Annotated in this window: 11 protein-coding genes and 1 tRNA gene; 3 read left to right on the top strand and 9 right to left on the bottom strand. The window is 62.6% G+C overall.

The features are described 5' to 3' along the window. Positions 1-88: 88 nt before the first annotated feature. The gene (locus tag LOY69_RS25090) at positions 89-1147 is read right to left on the bottom strand and encodes a phenylacetaldoxime dehydratase family protein (RefSeq protein ID WP_265073747.1); all 1059 of its coding nucleotides are present in this window, start codon (positions 1145-1147) and stop codon (positions 89-91) included. Between the two features lie 555 nt (positions 1148-1702). On the opposite strand from LOY69_RS25090, the gene LOY69_RS25085 reads away from it, so the two are divergent. Then, complete coding sequence (locus tag LOY69_RS25085) at positions 1703-2638, top strand: helix-turn-helix domain-containing protein (RefSeq protein WP_102880933.1); 936 nt, start codon at positions 1703-1705, stop codon at positions 2636-2638. 156 nt (positions 2639-2794) lie between these two features. On the opposite strand, the gene LOY69_RS25080 is transcribed toward LOY69_RS25085, so the two are convergent. The 6 genes from LOY69_RS25080 to LOY69_RS25055 form a co-directional block, all read right to left on the bottom strand. After that, positions 2795-2871, bottom strand: a tRNA-Met gene (locus tag LOY69_RS25080). 77 nt (positions 2872-2948) lie between these two features. Then, positions 2949-4412, bottom strand: coding sequence for an amidase (locus LOY69_RS25075; RefSeq protein WP_265073746.1), 1464 nt, complete (start codon positions 4410-4412; stop codon positions 2949-2951). Positions 4413-4483: 71 nt separating this feature from the next. Then, positions 4484-5518, bottom strand: a complete 1035-nt coding sequence (locus LOY69_RS25070) for an extracellular solute-binding protein (RefSeq protein ID WP_123393965.1) — start codon at positions 5516-5518, stop codon at positions 4484-4486. 27 nt (positions 5519-5545) lie between these two features. Continuing rightward, the gene (locus tag LOY69_RS25065; RefSeq protein ID WP_110596322.1) at positions 5546-6355 is read right to left on the bottom strand and encodes an ABC transporter permease; all 810 of its coding nucleotides are present in this window, start codon (positions 6353-6355) and stop codon (positions 5546-5548) included. Next, complete coding sequence (locus tag LOY69_RS25060) at positions 6352-7272, bottom strand: ABC transporter permease (protein WP_102880929.1); 921 nt, start codon at positions 7270-7272, stop codon at positions 6352-6354. The genes LOY69_RS25065 and LOY69_RS25060 overlap by 4 nt, the downstream gene beginning before the upstream one ends. A gap of 15 nt (positions 7273-7287) precedes the next feature. Further along, complete coding sequence (locus LOY69_RS25055) at positions 7288-8406, bottom strand: ABC transporter ATP-binding protein (RefSeq protein ID WP_110596323.1); 1119 nt, start codon at positions 8404-8406, stop codon at positions 7288-7290. A gap of 226 nt (positions 8407-8632) precedes the next feature. Between LOY69_RS25055 and LOY69_RS25050 the strand changes: the two genes are divergently transcribed. Both LOY69_RS25050 and LOY69_RS25045 read left to right on the top strand, forming a co-directional pair. After that, on the top strand, positions 8633-9541 hold the full coding sequence (locus LOY69_RS25050) for a LysR substrate-binding domain-containing protein (RefSeq protein ID WP_102880927.1): 909 nt from the start codon (positions 8633-8635) through the stop codon (positions 9539-9541). A gap of 87 nt (positions 9542-9628) precedes the next feature. Continuing rightward, positions 9629-10846, top strand: a complete 1218-nt coding sequence (locus LOY69_RS25045; RefSeq protein ID WP_123393968.1) for an MFS transporter — start codon at positions 9629-9631, stop codon at positions 10844-10846. Positions 10847-10942: 96 nt separating this feature from the next. On the opposite strand, the gene LOY69_RS25040 is transcribed toward LOY69_RS25045, so the two are convergent. Together LOY69_RS25040 and LOY69_RS25035 are read right to left on the bottom strand one after the other, a co-directional pair. Next, positions 10943-11314 (bottom strand): c-type cytochrome, encoded by a 372-nt coding sequence (locus LOY69_RS25040; protein ID WP_102880925.1) that lies wholly within the window; start codon positions 11312-11314, stop codon positions 10943-10945. A gap of 59 nt (positions 11315-11373) precedes the next feature. Continuing rightward, a complete protein-coding gene (locus LOY69_RS25035; protein WP_102880924.1) occupies positions 11374-12942 on the bottom strand; it encodes an FAD-binding oxidoreductase in 1569 nt (522 codons plus the stop codon). Positions 12943-12948: the final 6 nt, after the last annotated feature.

Here is a 12948-nt window from a genome sequence, read left to right as displayed (position 1 = left end):
TTATTCCTCGCGCAGCCAGACCCGGCCACCCGTGAAAGGGTGGCGAGTAGACATGAGTTGGGGGGAGGGGGTTAAACGTCGTTGGCGCTCAGGTGCCCGGCGCACGCGCGTCGCGCAACAGGCCGGTCTGCGAGTGACAGTTGATGTACTCGAATACCTGGCTCTTGGCGTCCGACACGGACACTTCGTGGTATAGCCTGAGCTTCTTCAGGCCTGCGGCCACGCGGAAGAACGTCACGAAAATGCGCAGGTGAGTCGGGTGGGATTCAGCCCAGCGTTCGAGTTTTTCTACCGAGCGCCAGTGACCGATGTTGTAGCTGACGTCGAGAAAGTTGCCGTCCAGGTCGATGTTGCGCACGAACCTGTTGCTGTAGCAGCCCAACGGTTGGCCGTTGTCGCGCAGGAAGTCCATGCCGTCTTGCAAGGTGGGCAAAATTTCGTCGAGGTAGAGCGAGCGTTCGTCCGCCTCGGCATCCGCCCAGTCCTGGCCCGAACGAATCAGCGTCAGGTTGTCATGCCCCAGGACCACCACCCGTCCGCCTTTGGCCGGGTCGCCGGCGATCACTTGCAGTTCACCGGTAGGTTTCATCCAGTCCGTTTGGGAGATCGGGAAGCGGTCGCGCATCGAGCCCCAGTAACCGTGTTCTTCGATTTCCCCGCTGGTTGCATCCATGACCGCGCCGACACCGGGCAGGTTGTCCTGAAAGGCGTACAGCGTCTCGAACTGCTCGGTGCGTGGTGCGCTGATTTCCCGAAAATAGCCAAGGCCGTCGTTGAGGCGATCCGGTGACGCCCACCAGTCGTTCACCGGCGCCGAGCGCAACCAGCGACAGTGCGCAGCAGGGTCTTTCCAGTACCCGACCACGATCAAATTCTCAAAGCCGCTGCTGTCGGTGTGGTGGGTCAAATCATGGTGCTGCGGGCCATCGGCCAGGCTGAAGCTGCCGACAATGTGACGCATGGCCTGCAGTGCGGCTTCGCGCTGGGCCTGGCCTCGATACTGCACGCCGAGGTAGGCCATCACCACTTGTTGCAACTGCTCGTCGGCCCGTGCCACCCACATCGCAAAGGGCGGTTGGTAGTCTTCGGGCACGCGGCGCGACAGGCTGCGTGGGCATTTGAGATGTCTGTCGATTGCGGATTCCATCTTGAGCTCCTGGTTATTTTCGTTCAGGCCTACGGGTGGGCGTCAGTGCTTCGGCGACGGGCCGCGCTTGGCGGTCTGTCGTCGGTGCAGCAGCTTCATGGCTCCCCACTCAATCAACCAATAAGCCGACTCTTCAGGCATGAGGTCGCGCCTCAGCAGAAGCCAGGAGCAATCAGCCAATCGTTGTGAACACGGTCTATGCATGGCATGCCTCATCAGCGGGATATGAGCTGCTGTGAGGTGGAAATTAGGCTGGGCGGTGAGGGACCGCTTGGTTCGCCGAGACAATCGTTTGGTTGGAAAAGACAGGGTGGCGACTGACGCTCTACCCATGACCTGCCTTGGTGCGCCGCTGCCGACGGTTGGCGTTCTGTGCCTCTAAATGGGCGGGACCAGGGCTTGAAAACTCGCGGATGGGTAGGCCACCTCGATGAGACATCCGCGGTTGGACCTCAAGGGGGCGCGCCATTGTGCTTGGCCTGCTAATTGCTTTGGGTTGCGAATTGCTTACACCTTCTTGAGCTCTAACTGCACCGCTGTACCGAGGTCCGTGCCATGAATCCAAGCACTCAGTATTCGACCCTTGCCGTTCCGGCACCGCGTCGCTTTGATTACTGGAAAGAAGTGGTCTGTCGCCATTGCTTAGCGGCAGATAGCAAACCCTTGTCTCAGGGCAGTTTCGATGGTGCGCTTAGCATCAATACCCTGGGCGAACTGGACGTCTGTTCCCTGTCATCGCCACTGCATTACTGGGAGCGCTCCGAGCAGCACCTGCGCAGTGGTCCGGCCGAGGACTTATGGCTGGGGTTCGCCCGAAATGGCCATGGCCAGATTGAACAAGGTGGAAGAAAAGCCAGCCTGAGCACTGGCAATCTGTTTCTTTATGACGCAACTCAAGCGTTTCGATTCAGCCTGGGTGGTACCGAAAACCACTTGATCCGCATTCCCCGAGCCTTGCTGACCGAGCCTCTGCCGCGTATTGCGGAACAGACTGCGATGGTCCTCGACGACCGGCGCCCTGGCGTTATCCCGCTCCGTGAAATGTTGCGTCAGGTGGCCAGCACGCCGGCGTCGCTGCAGGGTGAGCGCGTTTCTAATCGGTGTTCAAGTGTATTGCTTGACCTGCTGGTGATGAGCCTGGAACTCCAGGATCTGAATGCAACTCATCAGGAGCTGGACCTCTACGCTCGCATCATGAAGTACATCCAGCGCCACTTGAGCGATCCGGACCTGTCGATTGAACTCATCGCGCAGGCCCACAATGTGTCCACCCGGACCGTCACGCGCGCCTTCGCCCGCTACCAGAAAACCCCTGTCGCGGAAATTTGGAAAGAGCGCCTGAATGCCAGCCGTGAAGCGATTGAACGTGGGCAAGTACGCAGTGTGTCCCAGGCCGCGCTGGACTTCGGATTTTCTGACTTCTCTCATTTCAGCCATGCATTTCGCAAACGATTTGGCGTTGCGCCCAATACCCTCTTGCGTCGAGATTGAGACGGCTCGCGAAGCAGATGTGTGACTGACGCAGCGACGAGTTGATTCGCATAGTCGAGGGGATGGGAGGTAGACAGCCAGAAACAAGAAAGCCCGCACTAGGCGGGCTTCTTGAGGTGATTCATAGACTGCTGTAGACATCTATGGATCGGTACTTGGTGGCTACACAGGGACTTGAACCCCGGACCCCAGCATTATGAATGCTATGCTCTAACCAACTGAGCTATGTAGCCAAGTGGCGCGCATTATTCGCGCAGAACGACAATGCGTCAAGCGTTTTTATAAAAAAATTATCTACGCTATCAACCGTTTATCCCTTCCCCCCCGAAATCAGCGGCGACGGGCAGCGCTGGAACCAGCGGCTGGCCTGTTCGTAGGCGTGGGCCAGTTGCAGGACGGCGAAGTCGGCCTGGTGTTTGCCGATGATCTGCAAACCCATGGGCAGGCCTTCGGCATTGAAGCCGGCCTGGACACTGGCCACCGGACAGCCGGACAAGGTGCCGGGAATCACCACCTCCATCCAGCGGTGATAGGTGTCCATGGCCACGCCTTCGATGCTGCGCGGCCAGGGGGTGTGCTTGTCGAAGGGGAAGACCTGGGCGCTGGGCAGCAGCAGGTAGTCGAAGCGCTCGAACAGCTTTGAAATGGCGCGGTACCAGTCGCTGCGGATCACTGAGGCTTCGAATACCTGACTGGCGGAGAGCTTGAGGCCGCTCTCCACTTCCCAGATGGCCTCGTCCTTGAGCAGTGTGCGTTTCTGTGGATCGGCATAGGTGCTGCCCAGGGACCCGGCGACCATCCAGTGGCGTAGGGTGCGCCAACTGCTCCACAGGCGCTCGGGGGCGAAGTTCGGGCTGGCCGGTTCGACGCTGCAGCCCAGGCTGCGGAAATCGCCCAAGGCTTTTTCGCAGAGTTGCAGCAGGCCCTTTTCCATCGGCAGGTAACCGTTGAAGTCCCCCAGCCAACCCAGGCGCGTGCCCTTGAAGTCGCGCTCCAGTGGCGCGGCGAAGCCCTGGCCGGATTCGGCGATGGACAGCGGTGCTCGGGCGTCACCGCCGGCCTGCACCGATAACAGCAGGGCTGCGTCGCGCACGCTGCGGGCCATGGGGCCTTCGTAGCCGAGCTGGTCGATGAACAGGTCGCTGCTGTCGTCGAACGGCACCCGGCCCTGGGACGGTCGGAAGCCGAAGATGTTGTTGAAGGCCGCCGGGTTGCGCAGCGAGCCCATCATGTCGCTGCCGTCGGCCACCGGCACCAGGTGCAGGGCCAGGGCTGCGGCGGCGCCGCCACTGCTGCCGCCAGCGGTCTTGCTCGGGTCATAGGCACAGCCGGTGGCGCCGAACAGCGGGTTGTAGGTCTGCGAGCCGAGGCCGAATTCCGGGGTGTTGCTCTTGCCGATAATGATCGCCCCGGCAGCCTTGATCCGTTCCACCATGATGCCGTCGCGCTCGGGGATGAAGTCCCGGTACAGCGGCGAACCCAGGGTGGTGCGGATGCCCTGGGTCAGGGACAGGTCCTTGATCGCGTGGGGTAGGCCGTGCATCCAGCCGCGATAGTCGCCACGGGCCAGTTCGGCGTCGCGCTGCTCGGCCTGGGCCAGCAGGCTGTCGGCCGGTTGCAGGCTGACCAGGGCATTGACCTTGGGGTTATAGCGTTCGATGTGGGCAAGGTAGGTCTGCATCACTTCCCGGCAGGAAACCTGACGCAGGCGGATACGCTCGGCGAGTTCATGGGCCTGGAGCAGGACCAGTTCGCTGGGGGGATTGGCGTTCATGGCAGGGGGCCTTTCAAACGGCTTTAGAAACGCCCCGGCATCCAGGCCGGGGCGGCAGAAGTCAACGCAGCTCAGCGCATCAGGTTGGTCCACAGGCGGTCGGCGAGGCGGATCGCGCCTTCGCCGCAGGTCTGGCTGAAAACCACTTTGGTGCCCTCGGGAATGTGCAGCTCGGGAGCATCCTTCAACCCGGCATCGAGGAAGGGTTCGACGCCCTTGATCGGGCTCTGGTGCTTGAGGAAGTTCTGGGTCATGGCGGCGTTCTCAGGCTGGCTGAGGAAGGCAATGAAGGCCTTGGCGTTCGCCGGGTGCTTGCTGCCCTTGGGGATGACCATGTTGTCCACCCAGGCCAGCACGCCTTCTTTGGGATAGAGGTACTTCAGGCCGGGCTTCATCTCCCGGGCACGCATCGACGAGCCGCCCCAGAACATCGACATGTCGATTTCCCCGGCCGCCAGGTTCTCGCGGATCGCCCCGGCCTTGGAGCTGTAGGTCTTGACGAAGGGCTTCTGTGCCTTGAGCAGGCCAAGGATCTGCTGCATCTGCTTGGGGTCTTCGCTGCACAGCGGAATGTTCAGGTACAGGCTGGCCATGTCGATCACTTCGCTCACCGAGTCGAACATGTTGATCCGCCCCTGCAGCTCCGCTGGCGGTTCGTAGAGCACCTTGTAGCTGTCGCTCGGGCCTGTGTAGCGTTCGCCGTTGAGCACCACGCTGGTGGTGCCCCAGATGAAGGGCACCGAGTAGGCGCCTTCAGGGTCCCAGGTGGGCTTTTTCAGGTTGTCGACCACGCCGGCGTAGTAGGGCTGCTGGGCCGGATCGAAGCGTTCCAGCAACTGCTCCTGGATCAGGATCGGAATGAACTGGTGGGACGGGATCGCCACGTCATAACCGGTGCCGCCCTGTTTCAGCTTGGCCAGCAGGGTTTCGTTGGAATCGTAGGAGTCCACCGTGACCTCGATGCCGGTCTGCTTCTGGAACTTGGCGAGAATTTCCGGCGAAAAATAGCCGCTCCAGCTCACGACGTTGAGTTTCTCGGCGGCCTGTACCGCCAGTGGCAGGCTCAGCAGCAGCGAGGTTCCCAGACTTGCGATCAACTTGCTCATGGCATTTCCCCAAGGTCAGTGGACGGTTCAAGGGTGTTTCTTGCTCAACAGGTAAGAGAGGCTGACGAACAGCACCGAGACGCCGAGGATCAGCGTCGACACGGCGTTGACGTCGGGTGTCACGCCCATGCGCAACAGGCCGAAGATGAAGATCGGCAGGGTGGTGGTGCCGGCCTGGGACACCATCATCGAGATCACGAAGTTATCCAGGGAGACGATGAAGGCCAGCATCAGCCCGGAGACGATCCCTGGCATCAGCAGCGGCAGGGTCACCTTGCGAAAGGTGCGCCAGGGGCCGGCGTACAGGTCCGCCGCGGCATGCTCCAGGGACAGGTCCATGTCGTTGAGGCGGGCGCGGATCGGCAGGTAGGCGAAGGGGATGCAGAACACCGTGTGGGCGATGATCAGGTTGCCGTAGCCCAGGGACAGTCCCAGCGTCGAGAACAGCGCCAGGGTGGCCACGCCGACGACGATTTCCGGCAGCACCAGGGGCAGCATGATGGCGCCCATGGACAGTTGCAGGCCCTTGAACTTCGCCCCGCGTGAGGTGCCCAGGGCGGCCAGGGTGGCGATGGCGGTGGCCGCCATGCTGGCGCACACGGCGATCAGCAGGCTGTTGCCCGCCGCCTGGCGCAGGGCCTGGTTGGCAAACGCCGCGCGGTACCAGTCGAGGCTGAAGCCGCTCCACACAGTGGCCGACTGGTTGGCGTTGAAGGAGAACACCACCAGCACCAGGATCGGCGCGTAGAGGTACAGGTAGAACAGGAAGCTGAAGCCGCCGAAGCCGGGAAAGTCCTGGACGCCGAGGCCGTTGCGTTTGAACAGGCGGATCATCATGCGCCCTCCTGAAGGGTTCGCTGGCGCTGGGCGCGCAAGGCGTAGACGGTCAGTACCAGCATCACTGCGGCCATCAGCACCAGGGACAGGGCCGCGCCGAAGGGCCAGTTACGGGCGTCGCTGAACTGCCGGAAAATCAGGTTGCCGAGCATCATCCGGGTGCCGCCGCCGAGCAGTTCAGGGGCGATCATCGCCCCCAGGCAGGGCACAAAAGTCAGGATCGCCCCGGCGAAAATCCCCGGCTTGGCGATTGGCAGCACCACTTTGCGCAAGGTGCGCCAGCGTCCGGCGTAGAGGTCCTGGGCCGCCTCCAACAGGCGGATGTCCATCTTTTCCAGGGTGGCGTAGATCGGCAGCACCACGAAGGGCGCGTAGGTGTAGACCAGCCCCAGCAGCACCGCGCCGTCGGTGTACAGCAACTGCAACGGCTCGTGGATGACCCCCAGGCCCATCAGGCTGTTGTTGATCACCCCGGTGTTGCGCAGCAGCAGAATCCAGGCGTAGGTGCGGATCAGCAGGTTGGCCCAGAACGGCACGGTGATCAGGAAGATCAGCAAGCCCCGGCGCTGCACTGGTTGCATGGCTAGCCACACCGCCACCGGAAAACCGATCAGCAGGGTGATGAGGGTGGTCAGCCCGGCAATGCCGATGGAGCGCAGGGCGATCAGCAGGTAGGAGTCGGCGAAGGCCAGGCTGTCATCCAGCTGCCGTTCGAACAGCAGGGAGGTGTAGGCGTCGCTGCTGAAGACCTGGTTCACCCCGCCGTAGGGGTTGGCTTCCATCAGCGAGTAACCGATGACGATCAGGATCGGCACGATCAGGAACAGGCCGATGGCAATCAGCGCCGGGCTGACTCCGAGAACGCTGCGCAAGGCCTTGCGCCGTTCCAGGTGCTGGGAAATCGATGAGGCGTGCATGGCGAATCCTCGTGGTCAATCCAGCAGGACGCTGGCGCTGCCGCGTTCGAACACCAGCCCGGCGTGGCTGCCCACGCTCAGGCGCGGATGGTGTTCGAGGCTGTTGGGCGCACGCACGGTGAGGCGCATGCCGTCGCCAAGGCTGACCTGGTATTGCAGGTCGGTGCCCAGGTAGATCTGCGCCTCGATGCGGCACGCCAGGGCGCCTTCCACGGCGTCGCTACGCAGGTGCAGGCGCTCCGGGCGCACGGACAGGGTGACCTGCTGGCCGACTTTGACCGTGTTGCAGGGTTGCGCCGGCAGTGCCTCTCCGGCGGGACCGCTAAACCAGGCCAGGCCGGCTTCGACGCGGCTGACGGTGGCCTGGATGAAGTTGGTTTCACCGATGAAGTCGGCGACGAAGCGATTACGCGGTTGCTCGTAGATCTCTTCCGGGCGACCCACTTGCTGCACTTCGCCTTCGGAGAGCACGGCGATGCGGTCGGACAGGGTCAGGGCCTCTTCCTGGTCATGGGTGACGAAGATGAAGGTGATGCCGGTCTTGGCCTGGATCGCCTTGAGTTCTTCGCGCATGGCCTGGCGCAGCTTGAGGTCCAGGGCCGACAGCGGTTCGTCCAGCAACAGCACCTTGGGGTGGGGCGCCAGGGCCCGGGCCAGGGCGATGCGTTGCTGCTGGCCGCCGGAGAGCTGGTTGGGCTTGCGCCCGGCGAAGCGTTCCATCTGCACCAGGGCCAGCATCTCGCGCACCCGCTCGGCGATCTGCGCCTTGCTCAGCACCTGGCCCATGGGCCGCGATTCCAGGCCGAAGGCCAGGTTCTCGGCCAGGGTCATGTGGGGGAACAGGGCGTAATGCTGGAACACGGTGTTCACCGGGCGCTCGAAGGGCGGCCGCTCGGCGATGTTCTCGCCGTAGAGGAGGATCTCGCCCTGGGTCGGAAATTCGAACCCGGCGATCATCCGCAACAGGGTGGTCTTGCCGCAGCCAGAGGGGCCGAGGAGGGTGAAGAATTCGTTGTCGCGGATGTCCAGGTCGATGTGCTTCAGGGCCACCGGGCCGCTGTGTGGATCGCCGTAGACCTTGCGCACCGAGCGGATGGACACCGCCAGTGTTTGCAGCGCATGCAGGGCATTCATGCCTTACCTCCGATTCCCCCATGGGCTGTCGCGCAGGCCATGGATATTGTTTTTCTTGGGCAGGATCGAGATGTGTTCGGATGCGTGCAAAGCCTGTTTTTACGGGCTTTGCGCGGGTTCTTATTGTTCTGCTGGGGCTGATTATCAGTGAGGGGTTGCGGGGGCGAAACATCAATTTTAACATACCAGCTATTAAATAATTTAATAGCAGAGAGCGTGCAAAACCATGGCCGAACAGCGTTTGCCACCGTTGAATGCGGTGCGGGCTTTTGATGCCGCGGCCCGCCTGGGCAGCTATGTCGAAGCCTCCAAGTCGCTGCATGTCACCCAGCCGGCCATCGGCCGCCATGTGAAGTTGCTGGAGGATTGGCTCGGGGTGCAGTTGTTCGAACGCACCTCGCGCGGGGTGATCCTGACCCCGGCGGGGGAGAAGTACCACCGCAAGATCGCCGCCGCCCTGCAACTGATCATCGAGGCCGGTCGCGAAGCCCAGCCCAAGGCCGCCGAGCGCTGGCTGCGGATCATGGTGGTGCCGGGTTTTGCCAAGCGCTGGCTGACCCCGCGCCTGGAGGCGCTGCGCCATGTGCGTCCGGGTTTGAAGTTCGCCATCGAGCCGAACTCCACCTTCACCGAAGTGGACGCCAAGAGTGCCGACCTGGGGATCGCCTATGGCCTGGACGGGCAATATGCCGAGTCCCGGGTCAGCCTGATCTGTCCTCGGGTGTTTCCGATTTGCACCCCGGCTTACCTGGCCGGCATCGAGCCGATCAAGGGCCCGGCGGATCTGGCCCGTCACGAGTTGATCCATTTCGATGACGGTGAGTGGTGGAACCTGTGGTTTGCCGCCAATGGCCTGGATATCCAGCTCAGCTCCGACCTGATCTATGTAAACAACGACCACGCCCTGTCGGTGGCCGAAAGCGGCGGCGGCATTGCCCTGGCCAATGAAGTGCTGGTGCGCGAGGAGCTCAAGGCCGGCACCCTGGTACGGGTGCTGGAGGATCAGGTGAAGCTGGAAAGCTACCGGGTGCTGACCCCGGCCACTGAATGGTCGCAGGACGTGGAGTGGTTCATCCAATGGCTCAAGGCCGAGCTTGAAGCGGACTTCCCCGAGGCGCGGATAGTGGGTCGTTAGCAAGCTAATGGGATGGCGTGTGCGCAGCAAAAAATGGCACATTGGCGCACCTGCCCCTGTGCACCCACCCGTTGTACGGAAAATCCTATGGCTAGCAGCAACCCTCAGACCGTCGCAACGACGGCATCTCCCGCTTCGCAAAGCAGTCCACTGGTCTTGCGCATCATTGGTGCGGTGGCCCTGGCCCACTTGATCAACGACCTGATCCAGGCGGTGCTGCCGGCGATCTACCCGATGCTCAAGGACAACTACGGCCTGACCTTCACCCAGGTCGGCCTGATCACCCTGACCTTTCAGCTCACCGCTTCCCTGCTGCAACCCTGGGTTGGTTTTTACACCGATCGACGGCCTCTGCCGTTCCTGTTGCCAGCGGGCATGATCTGCACCCTGATCGGCATTTTGATGATGTCCCAGGTCGGCAGCTTTGCCTTGATCCTGCTGGCGGCTGCATTGATCGGCATTGGCTCCTCGACCTTCCACCCGGAAGCTTCGCGGGTCGCCCGGTTGGCTTCCGGCGGGCGCTACGGCCTGGCGCAGTCGAGCTTCCAGGTGGGTGGTAATGCCGGCACCGCGTTCGGCCCCTTGCTGGCCGCGGCGATCATCATTCCCTACGGCCAGGGCAATGTGGCCTGGTTCGGTCTGTTCGCGCTGTTTGCCCTGGTGGTGCTCTACGCCATCAGCCGCTGGTACGCCAACCATCTGCGCCTGCACAAGCTCAAGCAGGGCCAGGCGGCGACCCATGGTCTGTCGAGGAACCGGGTGATCAGCGCCCTGGTGGTCCTCGGGCTGCTGGTGTTCTCCAAGTATTTCTACATGGCCAGCTTCACCAGCTATTTCACCTTCTACCTGATCGAGAAATTCGACCTGTCGGTGGCCAGTTCGCAACTGCACCTGTTCCTGTTTCTCGGTGCGGTGGCGGCGGGGACCTTCTTCGGTGGGCCGATCGGCGACAAGATCGGGCGCAAGGCGGTGATCTGGTTCTCGATCCTCGGGGTGGCGCCGTTCACCCTGCTGCTGCCCCATGTCGACCTGTTCTGGACCAGCGTCCTCAGTGTGGTGATCGGCTTCATCCTGGCCTCGGCGTTCTCCGCCATCGTGGTCTACGCCCAGGAACTGGTACCGGGCAACGTCGGCATGATCGCCGGAGTGTTCTTCGGTTTGATGTTCGGTTTCGGCGGGATCGGCGCGGCGCTGCTGGGGCACCTGGCGGACCTCCATGGCATCGAGTACGTGTACTTCCTGTGCTCGTTCCTGCCGCTGTTCGGAGTGCTGGCTATCTTCCTGCCGCGTACCCGTAAAGCCTGACGCGCGGTTGTTCGACGCGTAAAACAACGCCCGGGGCCATGCTCCGGGCGTTTTCGTTTCAGCGTAGTGCTAGTTGAGGCGTCGCTGCCTGCGGCCTCAGTGCAGACTTTTCAGGTAGGCAATCAGGTGTTGCCGGCTCTGCGGGTCGGCCTGGCCGGGAAACATCATCTTGTTGCCCGGTACCAGGGTCGCCGGGTTGCTCAACCAGCGCTCCAGCGTGGCGTCGTTCCAGTGCAGGCCTGCGCCTTGCAGGGCACTGGAATAGCTGAAGCCCTGGGCCTGGCCGCTGGCCCGGCCGAACACGCCTTGCAGGCTGGGGCCCATCAGGTGCTTGCCGTTCTCGACGCTGTGGCAGAAGCCGCATTGAGCGCTGAACAGAGTCTTGCCGAGGACCGCATCGCCGTCGGCCAGGGCCAGGGGGGCAGCCAGCAACAGGGCGTGAGCTGCGAGCAGTGGGGTGTACTTCATGGATTTTCCTGTGCTTCAAAGGGCCCCGTGGCGCCAGGCCGACGGGGCGTGTGTGCGATTTAGAAGGGGTTGGCCAGATCGATCCCGGACTTGCCCGGGGCGAGGATGTTGTTCGGGTCCAGGGCGCGCTTGATGGCGTGCTCGACCTTGCGCTTGACCGGGCCGTAGCTCTGCGCCACCCGCTCCTGGAAGGCGGTGTTGACCCGGTACACGGCATAACCGTGCTGCTCGAACACATCCAGCAGTTCGGCGAAGCAGGCGTGGGCGCGCAGGGTTTCCTCCGGGTTGCTGCGGTCGTACAGCACGTCGATCACGTGGTGCATGTCGCGCCAGCCGACGATGAATTCGCCGACATAGTCCAGGCCGTGCTTGTTGAGGACCTGCTTGGCCAGGGCCTGCTGCTTGTTGCACTCGCTGCCGCGGGCCTGACTCACCGGGGCGAACCACATCGAGCCACCGCCGCCGCGCCAGTTGTACAGACCGAACTCCTGCAGGTTGGGCACCCCGGACATCAGTTGCGAGCGGTACAGGAACGGTTGTGTGTTGCCCGCTTCTTCCTGGGTGACGATGCGTCCCTTGCCCAGGGCCTTTAGGGCCTGGTTGACGATCTTCCAGTTGACGTCCACTTGCTCCTGGGTGCCGTACAGGGCGGCGTAGACGTTCCAGGCACCGAGGTTCTTGTCCTTCTGGATCTGCTTGAGGATGGCCTCGGAGGTGGCCCCCGGCTCGCTGGTGTAGTCGGAGCGGCGGGTGTTGCAGGTGGCCGCTTCCCACAACACGCCGGCGATCACCACCGAGTTGGGAATCACCTGGGCGATGCGCAGCGGGCGGATGAATTCGACGATCTCGGCAATGTCCGACTCGTTCTCGAACTTGATCTCGAACGGTTTGAACACCGGCGGCTTGGGCATCAGCCAGAAGCCCATCTTGGTGCAGATGCCGTAGTTGGCCTGGGTGAACATGCCATCCAGGGTCGGGCCGTAGCCCCACTTGAACACTTGCCAGGCGTTGTCGCCTTTGACCCCGCCCATGCCGGTGCGATAGACGTCGCCGTTGGCCAGCACCACTTCCATGCCGCACTGCATGAGGAAATGTTCGCCGTAGGGGGTGTAGCCGACGCCGCGGTCCATGGTGTTGCCCAGGGGACCGGCGATGGCCGAGGGCGCCGAGAAGGACAGCATCAGCGGCAGGTTGTGCTCCTGGATGTAGTCGTAGAGCTGCTGGTAGGTGACCCCGGGCTCCACCAGTGCGGTGCACAGCTGCGGGTCGACGTGGAGAATCTTGTTCATTTTCTTCAGGTCGAGAATCACCTGGCCGCGCTGGCCGGGGGCGGCCGAACCGTAGCCGAAGTTGCGTCCGGTGGAGATGGTCCAGACCGGGATCTTGTGTTCGTTGCAGATCTTCACCACCCCCTGCACCTGCTCGACGCTGGTGGCGGTGACCGCGGCCGAAGGCATGTGCTCGGCGGTGTCCACCGCCATCATGATCTTGCTGTAGGGCACCAGTTGGTCGTCCTTGACCAGGACGTTCTCGTCCCCCAGCAATGCTCGGAACTGGGCGATGGCTTTATTGAAGTGGGCCGCATTCACGCCCCGGGGCAGCAGTGGCTTCTGGGTTTGCTCAGTCATGGAATC

The organism is Pseudomonas sp. B21-059 (genome assembly GCF_026016285.1).
Taxonomy (GTDB): domain Bacteria; phylum Pseudomonadota; class Gammaproteobacteria; order Pseudomonadales; family Pseudomonadaceae; genus Aquipseudomonas; species Aquipseudomonas danubii.
The sequence above is the reverse complement of the archived record's forward strand: the minus strand, read 5'-3'. Positions and strand labels throughout refer to the sequence as shown.

What these genes read in the sequence shown, in the direction of transcription:
- LOY69_RS25090 (WP_265073747.1), bottom strand. Translation starts at nt 1,147, where the DNA reads ATGGAATCCGCAATCGACAGACATCTCAAATGCCCACGCAGCCTGTCG.
- LOY69_RS25070 (WP_123393965.1), bottom strand. Translation starts at nt 5,518, where the DNA reads ATGAGCAAGTTGATCGCAAGTCTGGGAACCTCGCTGCTGCTGAGCCTG.
- LOY69_RS25085 (WP_102880933.1), top strand. Translation starts at nt 1,703, where the DNA reads ATGAATCCAAGCACTCAGTATTCGACCCTTGCCGTTCCGGCACCGCGT.
- LOY69_RS25055 (WP_110596323.1), bottom strand. Translation starts at nt 8,406, where the DNA reads ATGAATGCCCTGCATGCGCTGCAAACACTGGCGGTGTCCATCCGCTCG.
- LOY69_RS25050 (WP_102880927.1), top strand. Translation starts at nt 8,633, where the DNA reads ATGGCCGAACAGCGTTTGCCACCGTTGAATGCGGTGCGGGCTTTTGAT.
- LOY69_RS25075 (WP_265073746.1), bottom strand. Translation starts at nt 4,412, where the DNA reads ATGAACGCCAATCCCCCCAGCGAACTGGTCCTGCTCCAGGCCCATGAA.
- LOY69_RS25045 (WP_123393968.1), top strand. Translation starts at nt 9,629, where the DNA reads ATGGCTAGCAGCAACCCTCAGACCGTCGCAACGACGGCATCTCCCGCT.
- LOY69_RS25060 (WP_102880929.1), bottom strand. Translation starts at nt 7,272, where the DNA reads ATGCACGCCTCATCGATTTCCCAGCACCTGGAACGGCGCAAGGCCTTG.
- LOY69_RS25065 (WP_110596322.1), bottom strand. Translation starts at nt 6,355, where the DNA reads ATGATGATCCGCCTGTTCAAACGCAACGGCCTCGGCGTCCAGGACTTT.
- LOY69_RS25035 (WP_102880924.1), bottom strand. Translation starts at nt 12,942, where the DNA reads ATGACTGAGCAAACCCAGAAGCCACTGCTGCCCCGGGGCGTGAATGCG.
- LOY69_RS25040 (WP_102880925.1), bottom strand. Translation starts at nt 11,314, where the DNA reads ATGAAGTACACCCCACTGCTCGCAGCTCACGCCCTGTTGCTGGCTGCC.